The organism is Collinsella sp. LCP19S3_B11 (assembly GCF_052121915.1).
Classification (GTDB): domain Bacteria; phylum Actinomycetota; class Coriobacteriia; order Coriobacteriales; family Coriobacteriaceae; genus Collinsella.
On the sequence record NZ_JBQKDI010000001.1, the window covers coordinates 272512 to 289042 of the forward strand.

Sequence of the window (16531 nt, forward strand, 5' to 3'; positions counted from 1 at the left end):
GGACATGCCGCAAAGAATGAACTGTACGTAATAATACCCCAATGGCTTAGTCTTCGATTTCGGGGTTAAGAAAGTCGACGTCTTCGTCCTCTGGATGCGCAACAGCCTGTTTAATGGCCGCTCCACCCTTAATGGAATAGATGACAGCGGTGAGCATGGAGAAGATGACGCCGCCATACACAAAGAAGATGCCAAGCGGTACCGAGCTGCCGTTGAGGCCCGGGAAGGCCGTGAACGTGGCGGGCAGCAGATGCCAGCCATCCACGGTGGGAAAGCCCAGCAGCATGAGCGAGAAGCCGGTCATGAGCAGCGCCGTGGCAATCTTGCCGGGAAACACTACGTCGATGGGGCGGCGGTGGTAGTGGCGCACGATGAGCGTGCCGATGCCCAGGTAGATATCGCGACCGATGATGAGCACGCAGACCCAGATGGGAAGCTCGCCGCGAACCACGAGACCTAAAACGCCTGTAAATAGCAGAGCACGGTCGCAGATGGGATCCATAACCTTGCCGAGCCACGAGACCGTTTTAGTCATGCGGGCAATCTGACCGTCCATCCAGTCGGTGGAGGCCGCGATGGCATAGATGACAATGGCGACGACACGGTTGTTGTCCGTCACAAACAGGTACAGGAAGACCAGCGTGAGGATCAGGCGCGTGAAGGTAATGAAATTGGAGATCGTGAAAATCTTATTCGACGGGTAATCGGAGGTGCCGATAAGCTCCTTTTTGATCTTCTTTTTGATGCCCACAGGACTCCCCCGCTGGTAAACGACAAAACTCTCGATACTATACCCGTTCTGGCGATGTCTATCCAGCGTAAGCATAGAGAGTCCAGACATGTGGAGGACGCTGCTGGGTGCCACGAGGACTCTCGTGCCGTTGCTTTAACAAAAAACTCTCACAGGAAGTAGCCGCGAGGGCTATGTTGGTAGTTGCAGCTACAGTTATTGTTGAGGGTGAGCAGCGCGTCGCGCACGCCGTAGAGGTAGCCGCTGATGAGCGCCCAGCGCACGCGCTCGTCGAGCGCAGCGAGGCAGAGCGTCTGCATGGCACCGCCGGAAAAGCCGACGCAGCCGAGTTCGCGCAGACTCCACGCGCCGCGCGCCGCAACGTAGTCGATGAGGCGCATGAGGTCCCAGGTCTTCGGTATCGATGTGCACATCGAGCATCACGCCGACCATGAACATTGCGAGAAACGTATTTGCCGAGCCTACCGAAGCGGTGACGTCGAGCACCGGCGCAGAATAGCGATGCATCCCTTTGTACATGGGCACACAAGGGGATACAGCAAAGGCGACCGGAGGTCGCAATGCCCTCCTGGTGAATAGCTACCAAGGTGGGTAAAACCACATCGAACGCCGCTCACGCCAGGGCGGCGTTCACCTTTTGGTTCCACCCGCCAGCACCTCCCCTCTTGATACTGCAAGGGTTTCATTGTGGTGATAGACCGACACCGTTCATCGTTGTTTCGGGCTCGTTCGCAAAGTCGTGAACGCACTCCCCTCTTGTTCAGCGCATAATGGCGCACCGTATGCGGCTGAGCGGCCGCACGCTAAAGGAGAGGTGCCCGCATGGGCATCGAGAGAGAGGATGCAGTATGAACCTGAGGGAAAAGTACGGTGAGTGGGGCCTGATCCTGGGCGCGACCGAGGGCGTCGGCAAGGCGTTCTGCGAGAAGATCGCCGCCGGCGGCATGAATGTCGTCATGGTCGGCCGTCGCGAGGAGAAGCTGAACGTGCTCGCCGGCGAGATCCGTGAGACCTACGGCGTGGAGACCAAGGTCGTGCGCGCCGACTTTAGCCAGCCCGACGCTGCCGAGACCGTCTTCGCCGCGACCGAGGGCCTGGACATGGGCTTCATGAGCTACGTGGCCTGCCTGCACAGCTTCGGCAAGATCCAGGACACTCCCTGGGAGAAGCACGAGGCCATGATCAACGTCAACGTCGTGACCTTCCTCAAGTGCTTCCACCACTACATGCGGATCTTTGCCGCCCAGGACCGCGGCGCCGTGATCAACGTCTCGTCGATGACCGGCATCAGCTCCAGCCCCTGGAACGGCCAGTACGGCGCGGGCAAGGCCTTCATCCTCAAGATGACCGAGGCCGTGGCCTGCGAGTGCGAGGGCACCGGTGTCGACGTCGAGGTTATCACCCTCGGCACCACCCTAACCCCCAGCCTGCTGTCCAACCTCCCCGGCGGCCCGCAGGGCGAGGCCGTCATGAAGATCGCCCTCACCCCCGAGGAGTGCGTCGACGAGGCCTTTGAGAAGCTGGGTAAGGAGCTCTCCGTCATCGCCGGCCAGCGCAACAAGGACTCCGTCCACGACTGGAAGGCCAACCACACCGAGGACGAGTACATCCGCTACATGGGCTCGTTCTACCGCGACTAGCAGCTGCCGCGGCGCGTGCGCGAGGGCGCGTGCGGGTTCGCAGGTAGAGATGCGAGTGCGAGGGTTTCTTTGCGGGGGCGTGCGGATGCGGCGCCCGCAAAGAAACCCTCTTTTCATGGGTGGGCGCGACGGCACCTCGGCGCTCACCGTCTAGGGCGACCTGCCCGGCTCCCCCGCGATCTCCCTGCACGGGACCCTGCGCTCCGGCATCCTCTGGACCGTGTCCCGCTCGTGCCCAGTGGGCCGGCCGATCCGGCCCTCAGGGTATCGGATTCCCGCATTCATCCGTACATGTTCGTGTGAATGCGGGAGGTGTTCGGATGAGGTTGATATTCAAGGTGTAGACCGTTTTCTTGGTACTCCTCAAATGCGGCAGGGTTTTTCGAGTTTGTAGATGCTAATATAACCCTGCTCTCGAAAGAGGGCTCAGTCCCGGCTGGTAAACCTGACGTTTGGCGTGGTGTGCGTGACACGCATAGCGGGCATGGCCGCGATAGAATTTTCCATGCGGAGGGGTTCGACCCCACAGCGCCCCGAGGGCTTCGGGGGGCGAACTGGCAGGCAGGGAACCGGGGTGCAGGCTGTCCAGAAGGAGGGGTGTAATGCCTCTTCTTCTTTTTTGCCACATCAATCTTCTGGCTTGATAGGTTTTTCGTGCGTGTGATTGGGTTGCGGAAGGGATTGGCATGAGAGTTGCGGAAATTGCGGAAAGGGTCGGTTGCGATCCTGAGTCTGCGTATGCGAAATTCGCCGACACACGTGAAGGCACACGCTTTCACAACATGCAGTGGCCCACTTTCGTCACTGACGAAAACTATCGCTTGTTTTGCAAGGCGCTGGCAGATTATGCCAACTCAGAGGAAGGCCCCCAAAGCAACGGCCGCCATGAATTGTTCCTGAGCGTGCACGAGCTGTTCGAAAAGGGCAACGAGATCGGCGGCGCCCCAAAAAAGCGCCACTACAACCTGGACAAATCGTTCATAGGCACGGACGAGGCAAATCTCATGCTGCTCAAAGCGGCGCATAAGGGAATGACCCAGCAAGCGATCGCCGCGTACCTGGGCTGCTCGCGCACGGCGGTGCAAAAGCGCCTGAGCGCCCTGGCAGACGGCGTGCGTTTTGGCGACTCCTTCATCAAGGCCGAGCCGACAAGCCGCGGCGGCCTGAAGTCGACGGCCCACCCAATCTTTCTGCCGCTGCGATTGCATGAGGTGTACCTGATGCTGTCGGCATTAGGCGAGTTTCGAGCGGAACGGTCAGGCGGGGACCCAGAGCGCGTCGTGGCAGATGATCTCGCGCGCAGAATCTATTACCAGCTGAGCGACTACGCCAAGGGCGGAATCGACAAAGCGTTGGATGAGCGAGGGGTTCGCCTCGCTGGGCTAAGGCCCGACTTCGACTCAAGCAAGGGCGTGGACGATTCGGATCGTATCGTTATGTATGAGAAGATGGGTCTCAATCTTAAAGTCGGGCTTGTAAATGGAGATGTGCTCGTCGGCTGCTTCGCGCACCACGCCGATCTTCAGAAATGCGTAAACGCCGCCGAAATAAGCAAAGACGGCAGCTATATCGTGTTTAAACTTTTGGATGGCAGATACTGGGCGGTCGACGATTCTCAAGTAGTGAGCGTAGCAGCCGCACCCGGGGATTAGGTTGCGGCCAAGTCCCTCGTCCGCCCTCCCAGGCGGTACCGCTGCGGCCGATTTCATGTTTGCTTACAGGCGAAACAGCCGCCCTTGCGTTTTTCTAAACGCAACCTCTTCGTGCGCTCGTAAAAAAAAACGAATCGATAAAAACTGGCAACAACCCTTCTGAACGGGTATCCTTTCGCAGGATGCGCCTCGAACAGCGCTTTCTGCCTGCGCGATTTCGTGCATGGCCGTCCTTTTCGTTCTATTTCTTAAAATGTCAACCTCAGGTTTTCACGCCTTTTCGGCTTCAGGTCGTATGCTGCAATCAGCTCGAGCGACCGAAGCCCATCGCAACACCGAAAGGCATGAACCATGAAGTACAACGAGAAGCGCAACAACGCCTCAGCCCGTCACCCCGAGACTGCACCCTCGACCATCAACTTCGCGTACGGCAGCAACCTTGACATCCATCAAGTTGAAACCCGCTGCCCCGGCGCGGTGCTGCTGGGCAAAGCGACCCTGAACGGCTATGAGCTGGCGTTCGATACCGCCGGATACCTCACCATCACCAAGCGCGAGGAGTCGCATGTGCAAGGCGCGCTGTGGGCGCTCGATAGCTCTCACGTGGCGTCTCTCGACCGCTACGAAGGCGTTGCATCTGGTTGCTACCGCAAGGAAACCGTGACCGTCGGGCGCGAAGGCGATGTGGTTCCCGCAACCCTTGAGGCGATGGTCTACATCTCTGAGCGCACCCCGCTGCGCAGGTACACCGAAAAGTACGATTACATCGACCGCGTGGTCGAAGCCGGCCGCGTGATGCAGCTTGATGAGGCAACCTTGGCGCAGATGTCCGACATGCGCGCCGACAGCCTGGACCGCTTGCGCGCGCAAGAAGAGTCGGCGGCGTATGGCGCAGCCAAGATCGACCTCCCCGCTGCACGCGAATACGCCGACTTCGTGTGCGGTGAAGGTCACCAGATCGCCGATTGCACATGCCGTTACACCGGTTACTACGCACGCCGTTTCCCCCGTGGCCTTCAGCAGCATGGACGCATCCTGCGCTCTAAGCGCTACCAGGTGATGGAAGCGAGTGAGGCCACCTTCTGCGGGTCGCACCGCATCTACTTGGCAATCAAGACCCCAGGCGAGTTCGGTTACAAGATTGACGTCCCCGAAGGGTTCCGCGCAGTGCGCAGCAGCGACCCTGCGCTGCAGGCAGACCTTAGTTACTCCCTTACGCTGGATGAGTTCGAAAAGCAGCGCAAGGCCCTGCTGCGCACCCTGCTCGGCTGGTGCAACAGCCTGCCTGAGTTTGACGTGCACAACTTTAATCGTCCCTCTGTCCCGGTGTTCAGCGCGCGCGAACACTCCGCCGACACCCGCGAGTATGCGGAAACCCCGTACTTCGCATATGGATTTGACATCAGCCATGACCGCATTGCCAAAAAGCTCGAGGGCGGTCACCATGTTTATGCAACCAAGGCGAAGCTCTATGGCTACACGCTGGCGTGCGACGCGAAGGGCCGTCCCACCATCATGCGCATGGAAGGATCGTTTGTGGAAGGCGTGCTGTGGCATGGTCTCACGCGGGGCGAGGTCCAGACGCTGGACAAAGCGAATGGCGTGCAGTACGGCACCTATGCAAAAGCCGGCGTCACGGTGAAGATTGAGGGCGAACCCGCTGCGAGGGAAAAGAACGCATTCGTGTACATCTCTCGGCGAACCCCGCTTTCTGCAGTTACGAAAGACATCGAAGCGTTTGGCGCGATGCGCGACGAAGCCATCGCCCTGAAAATGGAGCGCACCACCGTGGCTCGCATCGACGCAATTCTGCGCGCAAGCGGCTGCCCCTGCGTGCAGCCCGAAGCCCCTGCGGCAGAAATCGCAGCCCTGGGAATCAGGGAGCTCACGCCCGAGCAAACCATGAAGTGCATGCTGTTCGTGTGCCCGAAGTGCTTTAAGCCCTTGGGCGAATGCGAATGCGGCAAGCGCCCTGATCACCTGGTAGCGATCGACCACGAGCTGCAGCCCCACGTGCGCATGCTGAACGATAAGGGTTATGAAACGCAGACCTGTTGTGCCGGGCATGCAGACGAGGGCTGCCACGGTTACCTGAGATTTAGGCGCCGCTTCCGCGCACTAGAGGAGGTATACGGCGGTCAGCTGCCCAACGAGTCTCTTATGGAAGCGCCGCAGCGCATTGGCAGCACGCGCCATGCAGCGCTGAACCTGCCCGGCACCCCCGAAAGCTATGTCGTGTACCTGGACAACAGGGGTTACGACATTCGCTTTGAGCCGCGCCGCGGTGTGAAGCGTGAGCAGTTCGTGCAAGACAAGCCCACTATGTTGAGCGCATTGCTGCAGTGGTGCGAGTCTCTCCCGCAGCGCGAATAGCCTGCAAACCGTCTGAACTGGTAAGAATCGCCAAGCGCGCGGGTCGATGTTCGGATCCTGGCCCGCGAATTCCGAGCTCCCTTCTAGTCCCATGCCTCGATCTTCAAGCCCTCAGCCCTGCCCCTCAATGCGCCCTTGAGCGTGCGCATGCGGCGTCTATGTAGTTCCTCCAGCGCTTCGGGGCGTTCTCGACGATGAAGTCGATGACGGTGGCGAGCTCGCCCTAGTCGAGCCCGCGCCGACGCACCCTCTTGAGGTCGCACGAGAATGACGGCGCGAACGCCGCCCTGAGCCGCACGCTCACGCCGTCGCCTAGGACTTCGCCGGCATGGCGGCCCAGATGGCGGACTCTGGGGCGATTACGCCGCAGGTGCCCGCAGCGATGGCCGGTGGCACCGTAGCGGTGTCGGCTTAATACCCGCGGCGTTAGCTTTTTGGAGCGCAGTGCCTTGTTTCGGCAGGCACGGAAGCCTTCCTCTCGCTGCCGAAAGAAATCGAAAAAGTATCGCGGCCCTTGGGCGGTGTCGGGGTTCCGTGCGAACGTGCGGGGAATTAGTGAAGCAGGGCGGGACAGTTGGCTTGGATGTCGTAGCCGCAGTAGCTAGGCACAGGTAGGTGATTTTCGCGTATGTAGAAAAATTTAGGCTAGATAGACTACAAATGTGGAATCAAAACGAATCAGTGAATTCAACAAATATGGAAAGAAAGTGAAGGGGGGATCCATTAAAACCGAGATTCTACAAAAGTGCAGGTAGAAGGGCGTGTCTTTATTGGCTAAAAAACAGCCGGTGATTCTCCGGTGATTCCCTGATGATTCCTGATAAAAAAAGGTCAGGCACTAGGTGCCTGACCTGCAAACTTCTGGTCGGGACGACTGGATTCGAACCAGCGACCCCTTGACCCCCAGTCAAGTGCGCTACCAAGCTGCGCCACGTCCCGAAGCTCTTGTTTGTTGCTCTGCTCTCGCTCGCAACAGGGAGTATAGTAACCCGAAACTTTGTCCTTGTGCAAGAACTTTTTTTACAAATTTTGAAGCAAGTCTAAAATTGTATCTGCGAGCTGGGGTTTTGTTAGTACGGGAAGTTCTTGCGTGCCCGCTGTACTCACTATCCAGGCCTTGTTGGTATCGGTCCCAAAGCCCGAATCGGCGCGCGAGACATCGTTGGCGATAATGGCATCGCAACCCTTGCGCACGAGTTTGCGCTGCGCGTACTCCACGACGTTATCGGTCTCGGCCGCAAAGCCGATCACACGGCGATCGCCCTTTTGGCGTGAGAGTTCGGCCAGGATGTCAACGGTCTCGACGAGCTCAATTCGATCCAGGCGCTCGTTGGCCTTTTTGAGTTTATGGTTCGCCGGGGCCGCAGGCGTGTAGTCGGCGACGGCGGCGGCACAAATGGCCGCGTCGGCCGTCTGGAAGGCGCTCAGCGCAGCCTGGAGCATTTCTGCGGCGGTTTGTACGCGCACGCACGCTACACCACGGGGAACGTCGAGCGATGTCGGTCCCAGCACAAGCGTGACGGCGGCACCGCGGCGCGCGGCCTCCCCCGCCAGGGCGATGCCCATCTTGCCCGATGAACGGTTGCCAATGAAGCGCACGGGGTCGATCGGCTCGTGCGTGGGGCCGGCGGTGATCACGATGCGCTTGTCCACAAGGTCCTGAGGAGCGGGGTCGAGCAGCTTGCAGACGGCCTCAACGATGTCCTCGGGCTCGCTCATGCGTCCCGTGTCCACATCGCCGCAGGCAAGGTAGCCGCTGCCCGGGCCCACAACGTGGACACCGCGCTCGCGCAGCGTGGTCATGTTGGCCTGCGTGGCCGGCGCCTTCCACATGCCATTGTTCATGGCCGGTGCGACCACGATAGGACGCGGCGTGGCAAGCAACGTAGTGGAGATGAGGTCATCGGCGATGCCGTTGGCCATCTTGGCGATGATATTGGCCGTCGCGGGCGCCACGACCACCAAGTCGGGCTCCTGCGCCAGCGAGATATGGTGGATGGGGTCGGAGGGGTCGTCGAACAGACCCACAGCGACCGGCTCGCCCGTGAGCGCGCGAAAGGTGAGCGGGCCCACAAACTCCGTGGCATGCTCGCTCATAACGACCTTGACGCGGGCGCCGCGCTTTTGCAACAGGCGCACGATATTGCACGTCTTATAGGCGGCGATCCCGCCGGTAACGCCCAGCAGGATCGTTTTTCCCTCAAGTTGCATTGAATTGTCGGGTGCCGTCGTCATTGTTAGGCTTCCTTGTTGGGGAGCACGAGCAGGCGGTGGCAGTACGGGCAGTGCGTAATCTCACTACCGTCGTGGTTGAGGTCGCTCATGGACGACGCCTGCAGCGCGGTGTGGCAGACCGTGGGGATGTTGCCCTTGATGGTCTCGACGGCCAGGCCACGGAACTGCTTGAGTAGACGCTCGTAGTCGGTGAGCACGTCGGTCGGCAGCGTGGCGGCAAGCGCGGTGCGCTCCTTGGTGGCGGCATCAATCTGGGCCTGGAGGTCGGCGGCTTTGGCACGGGCAGCCTTGGTGTCGGCCTTCACGCCCTCCTCGAATTTGGCGATGATGGCCTGCGCGCGAGCCTCACGGTCGAGCGCCTCCTTGTGGGCGACAACGACATCCTTGCGGGTGTGCTCAATCTTGTCCAGGCGCTTGGCCAGGGTGGCGAGCTCGTTTTCCAGATCCTGGACCTCGCGGTAGTCAGAGCCGTCGAAGTGGCGTTTCTTGGCGGCCTCGATGGCGTTGTTGGTCTGGATCTCGGTGGTGTTGAGATCGTCCAGCTCAATGTCGAGGTCCTTGCGCTGAGCATAGAGCTTGGTCATTTCGGACTTAAGCTTTACATAGGTTTTGCGCTTTGAGGCGAGCTCCTTGAGCTCCGGCATATTGGCAAGTTCGCTCTTGTTGCGGGCGAGCTCCAAATCGATCTGTTGCAGCTTGAGTAGCGTAGCGCCGGCGCTCATAAGTTCTCTCCTTTTGTCACAGTCCACCATTGGCAAGGGTTCAGTATTTTAATCGCATGACGGGGGTCGACCCCGGCGTCAACCGCAGAGTTCATCAAGATATCCACGAACGGCTCTTCGGAGCGATCGTGGCCGAGCAAGATCACGCTCAGCCCGCGCAAGGCAAGGTCTTGCGCCACGTGATAGCCCGCCTCGCCCGTCACGATGACATCCGCACCGGCGGCGATGGCAAGCTCGCCAAAGTCGCCGAGGGAGCCGCCCAGAATGGCGACGGTGCGGCACGGGCGCTCGGCATCGCCCCATACGCGTGGGTCGCTGCCAAAGGCCGTGGCAGCACGGGCGGCAAGATCGCGCAGCGGGCACGGGTCGTTGAGTGTCGCAAAAACTCCCAGGCCGCAGGCTTCGGGGTCGTCCACGTGCTCCAATGAGCTTGCAGGCGCCGCGTCCAACAGCTTACTTAGGCAGATACGTGCCTCGTGCGAGCGGTCCAGGTTGGTGTGGAGCGAGATAATGCTCACCCCGCAGCGGGCCGCCTCGTAGAGCGCCGCGCTGCATTGGGGGCGCGTTGCGCTGGGCGGGCAAAACGACTCGGGCGCCTTGATGTAGACGGGATGATGCGTGAGCAACACGTTGGCTCCGGCTTCCAAGGCGCGCTGCACGTTGTCCCTGGTAGCGTCAAGCGCGCAGGCAACGCCGCGGATTTCGCCGTCGGGGTCGCCAACGGATAAGCCTATGTGGTCCCAGGGCTCGGCGTCCGTCTTGGGATAGCGTGCCAGCAGGGCGCGCTCGAGCTCGGCGACGATCATGCGGCACCTACGATCGAGAGCAGCGTCTGGGCAAAGTCGTCCAGATCGCTCGGATTCACGCGGTCATCGAAGGAGATGCGCAGTGCGCCCAGCGCCTGCTCGCGACCAATGCCCATGGCGCTGAGCACGTGGCTCGGATCCATGCTGCCGCTCGAGCAAGCCGATCCGGCCGAAACCTCAAAACCGGCGGCGTCGAGCTTGATGATGAGCTCCTCGGAGTCCATGCCGTCAATATAGATCGATACCATGCCGGGCAGACGGTCGGCCTGCGTGTAGTCGCCCATGGTGGCGTGAATGCGTGGATGGGCCGTAAGCGTGGCGTAGAGCTTGTCGGAAAGGGCTTGCAGCTTCTCGCGCTCCTGAGCCACATGGGGCGCCAGAGACGAGGCGGCAGCGGCAAAGGCCAGCTGCGTGCGCAGGTCCTGCGTGCCGGCACGACGTCCGGCTTCCTGTCCTCCGCCAAAGATGCGGGGGCGCAGCGGCGTGCGGCTTTTTAGGTATAACGCGCCGGAGGCTACGGGGCCGCCAATCTTGTGTGCTGCAACGGTCATAGCATCGACGCCCAGCTCGGTCACATCGAGCGGAATATGCAGATAGCCCTGGATGGCATCGGTGTGGAACAGGGCACCCGCGGTGTGCGCAGCCGCGGCAAGCTCGCGGATAGGCTGCACCACGCCGGTCTCGTTGTTGGCGGCCATGATGCTCACGAGCGCGACGTCGTCGCCCAACAAGTCGCTCAGCGCGGCAGGCTCGATGTAGCCCGCACGGCAGGGCTGCACCAGGTCGACGGTAAAGCCCGCGGCTCGCAGCAGCGATAGGTTGTCCAGGATCGAATCATGCTCGATCGCAGACACAATCACGCGCTCGCGCTTACGATCGCGCTGACGAGCACCCTCGGCAAGTCCGAGGAGCGCCAGCTGGTTGGCCTCGGTACCGCCGTTGGTTAGGACAATCTCGGACGGGCGAACGCGCGCGCCAAAGCTGCGGGCGATCTCGCGGCGTGCAACCTCCAGACGTGCGGCAGCCTTGCGGCCAAGCGAGTGCAGCGAGTTGGGGTTGACGCCTGCAAGCTCGCTTTCGTCGTACTCGCGCTGCGCAAGGAGCGCCTCGGCGCGCATGGGCGTCGAGGCGGCATAGTCAAGATTCACGGGTATGCGGTTTTGACCTGCGGTCATAAGGGTTTATGCCTCCTGTGCGGCCTCGTTGCCCAGCTTCTGCAGCAGCGCAACCTCGGCGGCGGGGTCTTCGGACTTAAATACGGCTGAGCCGGCCACCAGGACATCGGCACCGGCCTTGACGACCTCGGCGATGTTTTTGGAAGAGATGCCGCCGTCGACCTCGATCATGGGCGACACGCCGTGGCGCTCGCACATGGCCTTGAGCTCGTGGAGCTTATGCAGCGTGCCCGGGATAAAGCTCTGGCCTCCAAAGCCGGGGTTCACGCTCATGAGCAGCACCATGTCGACGACCTCGATGATGCTCTCGAGCACGCAGACGGGGGTGGCGGGGTTGAGCACCACGCCGGCCTTGACGCCGCGCTGCTGTAGGTGCGTGAGCGTGCGGTGCAGGTGCGTGGAGGCCTCGTAGTGCACGGTGATCATATCGGCGCCGGCGTCGGCGTACCAATCGACGGTCTCGTCGGGGTTCGACACCATCAGGTGCGCGTCGACCGGCACCTTGGTGGAGCGCTTGACGGCCTTGAGGATATCGACGCCAAAGGTGAGGTTGCCGGTAAAGTGTCCGTCCATGACGTCGAAGTGCACGTAGTCGGCACCGGCGATCTTGTCGAGCTCGCCCTTGAGGTTGGCCATGTCAGCCGAAAGGACGGACGGAGCGATTTTGATGGAACCCATGGTAGTAGCCTTTCTGCGCTAGTCGGTGAGTCCGTAGAACTCTTGAGAGGGGACGCGGTCGGTAAGGATCTCGAGCGCCCTATCCAAAGTAACACCGTTGTAGAGCGTTTGCTCCACGGCAAAGGTGAGCGGAATGTCTACGCCCAGCGAACGGGCGAGCTCGCTCACGCTGCGGGCGGCGACGGCGCCCTCGACCACCATATGCGTGCGCGCCTGGTACTCGTCGAGCGATACGCCGTGGGCAAACTCGTAGCCGAAGGTGCGGTTGCGCGAATGCTCGGAGGTGCAGGTGGCAATAAGGTCACCCATGCCGGCAAGACCCATGCACGTCATGGCCTGGCCGCCGCGGGCGTGCACCAGACGGCTGATTTCTGCCAGGCCGCGCGTCATGATAAGGGCGAGCGTGTTGTCGCCCGCGCCGGTACCGGCGGAAATACCGCACACGATGGCGATGACGTTTTTCATGGCGCCGCAAACCTCGACGCCGGTCATGTCCTGCGACAGGTAGATGCGGAAGGCCGTGGATAGGAGCAGGTCCTTAAAGGTCTCCCCTACCTGCGAGTCTTTGCTGGCGATGACGGCGGCGGAAAGTCCGCCGCGGCATATCTCCTCGGCATGGTTGGGGCCCGAGAGCGCCGCCACACGCGCCTCGTTGCCGATCTCGCTGGCGATGACCTGGCTCATGAGCATGCCGGACTCGGGCTCGATGCCCTTGGTAAGGCACAAGGCGGGGGTGTCGGCGGCGATAAAGGGTGCCGCCTGGTGGCAGACGTCGCGCAGGTGCATGGAGGGCACGGCAAAGATGATCGCATCGGCGCCGTCGAGCGCCTGGGCCAGGTCCGTCGTGGCGACAACGTTTTCCGGCAGCACGTAGTCCACCAGATAGCGCGGGTTGCGGTGCTCGCCGTTAATGCCGACGGCCGTCTGCTCGCTATGGGCCCACATGGTCACGCGCTCGGCTCGCCCGGCGGCAAGGCCGGCGACGGCGGTTCCCCAGGAGCCGGAGCCAATCAGCGCAACATTCATGACTCTCTCCTACTTATCGTCGGGCTCGGTGACGCGCTTGGTAAACGAGAGCTTGGACTCCTTGCCCGTCATGAGCTTTTTGATGTTCGCGCGATGAGCCCACACCACGGTGATGCCGATCATCGCCATGCAAAACTTGAGGCCCAGGCTGCTGTACGGAAAGACCGCGCAGGCGGCGATGGGAAGACCGATGGCCGCGGCAAGCGAGCCCACCGACACATACTTGGTGATGGCGACGGCCACGATAAACATGCCCAGCAGCGAAAGTCCGATGGGCCAGTACCAGGCGAGTATGACGCCCAGCCCCACAGCGATGCCCTTGCCGCCACGGAAGTTGAGGTAGGGCGAGAAGATGTGTCCCCACACGGCAGCCAGGCAAATGACGCCGAGCATCCAGTCGCCGGCGGCACCGGGAGCCATGATGCTCACCGGGAAGCCATAGCCCACGCTCGCGATGAGCGGACGCGCGATAAGGACGCAGATGGCGCCCTTCAAGCAGTCGAGCAGCAGCGTGAGCGCGGCGACCTTGGGGCCGGCTACGCGCAGGGCGTTGGTGGTGCCGATGTTGCCGGAGCCCGCCTTGCGAATATCCGTGTGGTTGAACACGCGGCCCAGGATCAGGCCAAACGGAATCGCTCCGATAAAGAACGAGACCACGGCGCAGATGGCGGTCAGCAGAATCGGATTATGCATCCTTTTGCTCCTTCTTCCTAAAGAAGAGTCGAATGGGCGTGCCGGAAAAGTCGAAGGTCGAGCGCATACGGTTCTCCACGTAGCGCTGGTAGGTGTCGTTGACCAGGTCGCTGTGGTTGACGAAGAACGTAAACGTCGGCGGGTTGACGCCCGTCTGGGTCACGTAGTGCATGCGCAGGCGACGCTTGCCGTCCACCACGGTGTGGCCAAACTCGCGCAGGTCGGTGAGGAAGGTGTTGAGGCGCGAGGTGGTGATCTTTTGTGAGCGCGTCTTCTCGGCAGCATCGACCATCGCCCAGATCTTCTCGACGCTACGGCCGGTCAGGGCAGAGATGCGCAGGTACTGGGCCCAGGGAGCCATGACGCCCAGACGGCGGTCGACGGTCTCCATGCAGGCCTCGCGCTTGCGGTCGTCGTCGAGCAGATCCCACTTGTTGAGCAGAACGACGATGGCGCAGCCGCGTTCGATGGCAAGACCCATGACCTTCTGGTCCTGCTCGGTAACGCCCACGGAGGCGTCGACGACGAGCAGTGCCACGTCAGCACGGTCGATGGCGCGCAGGCCGCGGACCATGGAGTAGTACTCGATGTTCTCGTACACGGTGCTCTTCTTGCGAATGCCCGCGGTGTCGACCATGCGGTAGTGCTTGCCGTTGCGCTCCACGACGGTGTCGATGGCGTCGCGCGTCGTGCCGGCAATGTTGGACACGATAGAGCGGTCGGCACCCAGGATGCGGTTGAACAGCGAGGACTTACCGGCATTGGGGCGGCCGATGATGGCGACGTTCAGCGCGTCGGGGAACTCGTCGGCGACCTCGTCCTCCTCCTCGGGCAACAGGGCAACGATGTCGTCGAGCAGGTCGCCCGTGCCGTGGCCGTGCAGGGCCGAGAGCGGCGTTGGCTCGCCGATGCCGAGCGAATAAAACTCCCAGATGCTGTCGTTTTCGCGATCGGGGTTGTCGAGCTTGTTCACCAGCAGAAAGACCGGCTTGTCGCAGCGCTTGAGCATGCGGGCGACCGACTCATCCTCCTCGGTGACGCCGGTGCGGCCGTCGACCACAAACAGGATGACGGCGGCTTCCTCGGCGGCGGCGAGGGCCTGGTCGCGGATGGACGTGGCAAAGACGTCATCGCTCTTGAGCGGCTCGATGCCACCCGTGTCGACGATGGTGAACTCGCGGCCGTTCCAATCGGCCGTGTGGTAGGAGCGGTCGCGCGTTACGCCGCGGGACTCATGGACGATGGCGTCCGAGGTCTGGGCCAGGCGGTTAACGAGCGTGGACTTGCCCACGTTGGGGCGTCCGACGACGGCGACGATAGGTTTCATCTGCACTCCTTTAATGGGTAGGGTCAGCGGAATTAGTAGAGCCTGCGGGCACAATGCCAAGGATATGCTCCAGGGTATCGAGCAGCTCATGCGGCATGGTCGATACCACATGAACCTCGGCGCCGCGAGCTTCAAGGCTTGCGAGTAAATCGTCACGATGATACTCGTCAAGCGTCATGCCGTCAGCGTTGAACATGAGCTTAGGCACAAAGAGCATAACCCCCGAGAGGTCCTGCGGCAGCTGCTCCAGAATGTCGCAGGCGACGATGAGGCCGGTCACGTCCACGTTGCCGCCAAAGTAACGGTTTTCGATAGCGGTGACGGTGCCGGCAAGGCCCCGTGGCGACTCCACAAAGCGGGCAACGGTGTCGCGCGCGCTGGCGCCGGAGAGGCACAGGAGGCGCTGGCCACGGGCGGCGATTGCCTCGCGAACGAGGCTCAGACGCTCGGCATCGGCGGTGAGCACATCGTCAGTCTCGTCCAGATACGAGCGGATCATACCGATGCCGTCGTAATACTGCGGGTAGCCGTCGTAAAAATCGGCCTGGGGTGGCTCGATGCCGGCGTCCAGATAGAACTCGTCGCTCATCTGGAAGGTGTGGCGGCCAAAGCGCTTGTAGGCACGATCCTGGAAGGGACGGATCATGGCAATGGTTTCGCGCGCGAGCTCAGGTTTGTCGCTGTATGACCAGGTAAAGCGTCTCTGGTGCTTGGTAAAGCCCAGTGGCACAATGCCCAGACTCGTGATCTGTTCGTGCTCCTCGCAAAAGCGTAGGGTCTTTTGCAGCTCCTCGCCGTCGTTCATGCCGGGACACAGCACAATCTGCGCGTGGATCTCGATGCCGGCGGCCATGATGGTCTCGAGCACGTCCATGCCGCGCTGGGCGTTGCGGCCCATCATGCGGCGGCGGACGTCGGGGCTTACGGCATGGACCGACACGTTCATGGGACTCATATTGCGGTCGATAACGTTTTGCACGTCCTCGTCGGAAAGATTGGTCAGCGTGACAAAGTTGCCCTGTAAAAAGCTCAAGCGGTAGTCGTCATCGCGAATATAGAGCGTGGAGCGGCCGCCCTTGGGCAGCATGGTCATAAAGCAGAACACGCAGGCGTTCACACAGGTACGCATGCCGTCGAAGATGGGGCCATCGAACTCAAGGCCCCAGTCCTCGCCGGGAAAGCGGTCGAGCTCAACGGGGGTGACGGTGCCGTCGCGCGGGTCGAGAACCTCAAGTTCGACGGTGTCCTCGTCGGCCTCCCAGAGCCACACGATCATATCGGTCAGCTGCTCGCCGTTGACCGTGAGCACGCGCATGCCCGGCTCGATACCTACATCCCATGCGGGCGATTCGGGACGCACGTTTTTTACGAGCGCGCCTTCACCCGGCTCGGGGTCGCGGCTGCGCCCGTAATCGGCCACCTCGGCGGCGTATGCGGGTACGGTCTGGTCCAT

14 protein-coding genes and 1 tRNA gene are annotated in these 16531 nt (G+C 61.5%); 3 read left to right on the plus strand and 12 right to left on the minus strand.

Translation table 11 applies throughout. The features are described from left to right. Nucleotides 1-46: 46 nt before the first annotated feature. The gene (locus ACTQV4_RS01165) at nucleotides 47-751 is read right to left on the minus strand and encodes a CDP-alcohol phosphatidyltransferase family protein (RefSeq protein ID WP_427726787.1); all 705 of its coding nucleotides are present in this window, start codon (nucleotides 749-751) and stop codon (nucleotides 47-49) included. Nucleotides 752-900: 149 nt separating this feature from the next. Next, on the minus strand, nucleotides 901-1164 hold the full coding sequence (locus ACTQV4_RS01170; protein ID WP_441038634.1) for a hypothetical protein: 264 nt from the start codon (nucleotides 1162-1164) through the stop codon (nucleotides 901-903). 435 nt (nucleotides 1165-1599) lie between these two features. On the opposite strand from ACTQV4_RS01170, the gene ACTQV4_RS01175 reads away from it, so the two are divergent. The 3 genes from ACTQV4_RS01175 (at nucleotide 1600) to ACTQV4_RS01185 (ending at nucleotide 6416) form a co-directional block, all read left to right on the plus strand. Further along, complete coding sequence (locus tag ACTQV4_RS01175; RefSeq protein WP_154516391.1) at nucleotides 1600-2391, plus strand: 7beta-hydroxysteroid dehydrogenase; 792 nt, start codon at nucleotides 1600-1602, stop codon at nucleotides 2389-2391. A gap of 686 nt (nucleotides 2392-3077) precedes the next feature. Continuing rightward, nucleotides 3078-4043 (plus strand): helix-turn-helix domain-containing protein, encoded by a 966-nt coding sequence (locus ACTQV4_RS01180; protein WP_441569075.1) that lies wholly within the window; start codon nucleotides 3078-3080, stop codon nucleotides 4041-4043. Between the two features lie 351 nt (nucleotides 4044-4394). After that, nucleotides 4395-6416 carry a gamma-glutamylcyclotransferase family protein gene (locus ACTQV4_RS01185; protein ID WP_441569077.1) on the plus strand — a complete coding sequence of 674 codons (2022 nt, stop codon included), beginning with the start codon at nucleotides 4395-4397 and terminating at the stop codon, nucleotides 6414-6416. An 862-nt stretch (nucleotides 6417-7278) separates the two neighbouring features. Here the strand turns inward: ACTQV4_RS01185 and ACTQV4_RS01190 are convergent. The 10 genes from ACTQV4_RS01190 to ACTQV4_RS01235 form a co-directional block, all read right to left on the minus strand. Next, nucleotides 7279-7355, minus strand: a tRNA-Pro gene (locus ACTQV4_RS01190). An 81-nt stretch (nucleotides 7356-7436) separates the two neighbouring features. After that, a complete protein-coding gene (gene coaBC, locus ACTQV4_RS01195; protein ID WP_441569079.1) occupies nucleotides 7437-8651 on the minus strand; it encodes a bifunctional phosphopantothenoylcysteine decarboxylase/phosphopantothenate--cysteine ligase CoaBC in 1215 nt (404 codons plus the stop codon). 2 nt (nucleotides 8652-8653) lie between these two features. Further along, nucleotides 8654-9373, minus strand: coding sequence for a zinc ribbon domain-containing protein (locus ACTQV4_RS01200; protein WP_427726754.1), 720 nt, complete (start codon nucleotides 9371-9373; stop codon nucleotides 8654-8656). Then, on the minus strand, nucleotides 9370-10179 hold the full coding sequence (locus ACTQV4_RS01205; protein WP_441569081.1) for a Nif3-like dinuclear metal center hexameric protein: 810 nt from the start codon (nucleotides 10177-10179) through the stop codon (nucleotides 9370-9372). The genes ACTQV4_RS01200 and ACTQV4_RS01205 overlap by 4 nt, the downstream gene beginning before the upstream one ends. Continuing rightward, nucleotides 10176-11354, minus strand: coding sequence for a cysteine desulfurase family protein (locus ACTQV4_RS01210; RefSeq protein WP_441569083.1), 1179 nt, complete (start codon nucleotides 11352-11354; stop codon nucleotides 10176-10178). Before ACTQV4_RS01210 ends, ACTQV4_RS01205 begins: the two co-directional genes overlap by 4 nt. A gap of 6 nt (nucleotides 11355-11360) precedes the next feature. Further along, nucleotides 11361-12032: a ribulose-phosphate 3-epimerase gene (gene rpe / locus ACTQV4_RS01215; protein ID WP_441048417.1), complete on the minus strand. Its 672-nt coding sequence runs from the start codon at nucleotides 12030-12032 to the stop codon at nucleotides 11361-11363. An 18-nt stretch (nucleotides 12033-12050) separates the two neighbouring features. Beyond that, nucleotides 12051-13058, minus strand: coding sequence for an NAD(P)H-dependent glycerol-3-phosphate dehydrogenase (locus tag ACTQV4_RS01220; protein ID WP_441569085.1), 1008 nt, complete (start codon nucleotides 13056-13058; stop codon nucleotides 12051-12053). A gap of 9 nt (nucleotides 13059-13067) precedes the next feature. Further along, on the minus strand, nucleotides 13068-13751 hold the full coding sequence (gene plsY / locus ACTQV4_RS01225; protein ID WP_427748049.1) for a glycerol-3-phosphate 1-O-acyltransferase PlsY: 684 nt from the start codon (nucleotides 13749-13751) through the stop codon (nucleotides 13068-13070). Then, nucleotides 13744-15078, minus strand: a complete 1335-nt coding sequence (gene der / locus ACTQV4_RS01230) for a ribosome biogenesis GTPase Der (RefSeq protein WP_427748050.1) — start codon at nucleotides 15076-15078, stop codon at nucleotides 13744-13746. Before der ends, plsY begins: the two co-directional genes overlap by 8 nt. Before the next feature lie 10 nt (nucleotides 15079-15088). Continuing rightward, on the minus strand, nucleotides 15089-16531 hold the full coding sequence (locus ACTQV4_RS01235) for a DUF512 domain-containing protein (protein WP_441569087.1): 1443 nt from the start codon (nucleotides 16529-16531) through the stop codon (nucleotides 15089-15091).

What these genes read in the sequence shown, in the direction of transcription:
- rpe (WP_441048417.1), bottom strand. Translation starts at nt 12,032, where the DNA reads ATGGGTTCCATCAAAATCGCTCCGTCCGTCCTTTCGGCTGACATGGCC.
- plsY (WP_427748049.1), bottom strand. Translation starts at nt 13,751, where the DNA reads ATGCATAATCCGATTCTGCTGACCGCCATCTGCGCCGTGGTCTCGTTC.
- ACTQV4_RS01200 (WP_427726754.1), bottom strand. Translation starts at nt 9,373, where the DNA reads ATGAGCGCCGGCGCTACGCTACTCAAGCTGCAACAGATCGATTTGGAG.
- ACTQV4_RS01185 (WP_441569077.1), top strand. Translation starts at nt 4,395, where the DNA reads ATGAAGTACAACGAGAAGCGCAACAACGCCTCAGCCCGTCACCCCGAG.
- ACTQV4_RS01175 (WP_154516391.1), top strand. Translation starts at nt 1,600, where the DNA reads ATGAACCTGAGGGAAAAGTACGGTGAGTGGGGCCTGATCCTGGGCGCG.
- ACTQV4_RS01180 (WP_441569075.1), top strand. Translation starts at nt 3,078, where the DNA reads ATGAGAGTTGCGGAAATTGCGGAAAGGGTCGGTTGCGATCCTGAGTCT.
- der (WP_427748050.1), bottom strand. Translation starts at nt 15,078, where the DNA reads ATGAAACCTATCGTCGCCGTCGTCGGACGCCCCAACGTGGGCAAGTCC.
- ACTQV4_RS01210 (WP_441569083.1), bottom strand. Translation starts at nt 11,354, where the DNA reads ATGACCGCAGGTCAAAACCGCATACCCGTGAATCTTGACTATGCCGCC.
- ACTQV4_RS01170 (WP_441038634.1), bottom strand. Translation starts at nt 1,164, where the DNA reads ATGTGCACATCGATACCGAAGACCTGGGACCTCATGCGCCTCATCGAC.
- coaBC (WP_441569079.1), bottom strand. Translation starts at nt 8,651, where the DNA reads ATGACGACGGCACCCGACAATTCAATGCAACTTGAGGGAAAAACGATC.
- ACTQV4_RS01235 (WP_441569087.1), bottom strand. Translation starts at nt 16,531, where the DNA reads ATGGACCAGACCGTACCCGCATACGCCGCCGAGGTGGCCGATTACGGG.
- ACTQV4_RS01205 (WP_441569081.1), bottom strand. Translation starts at nt 10,179, where the DNA reads ATGATCGTCGCCGAGCTCGAGCGCGCCCTGCTGGCACGCTATCCCAAG.
- ACTQV4_RS01220 (WP_441569085.1), bottom strand. Translation starts at nt 13,058, where the DNA reads ATGAATGTTGCGCTGATTGGCTCCGGCTCCTGGGGAACCGCCGTCGCC.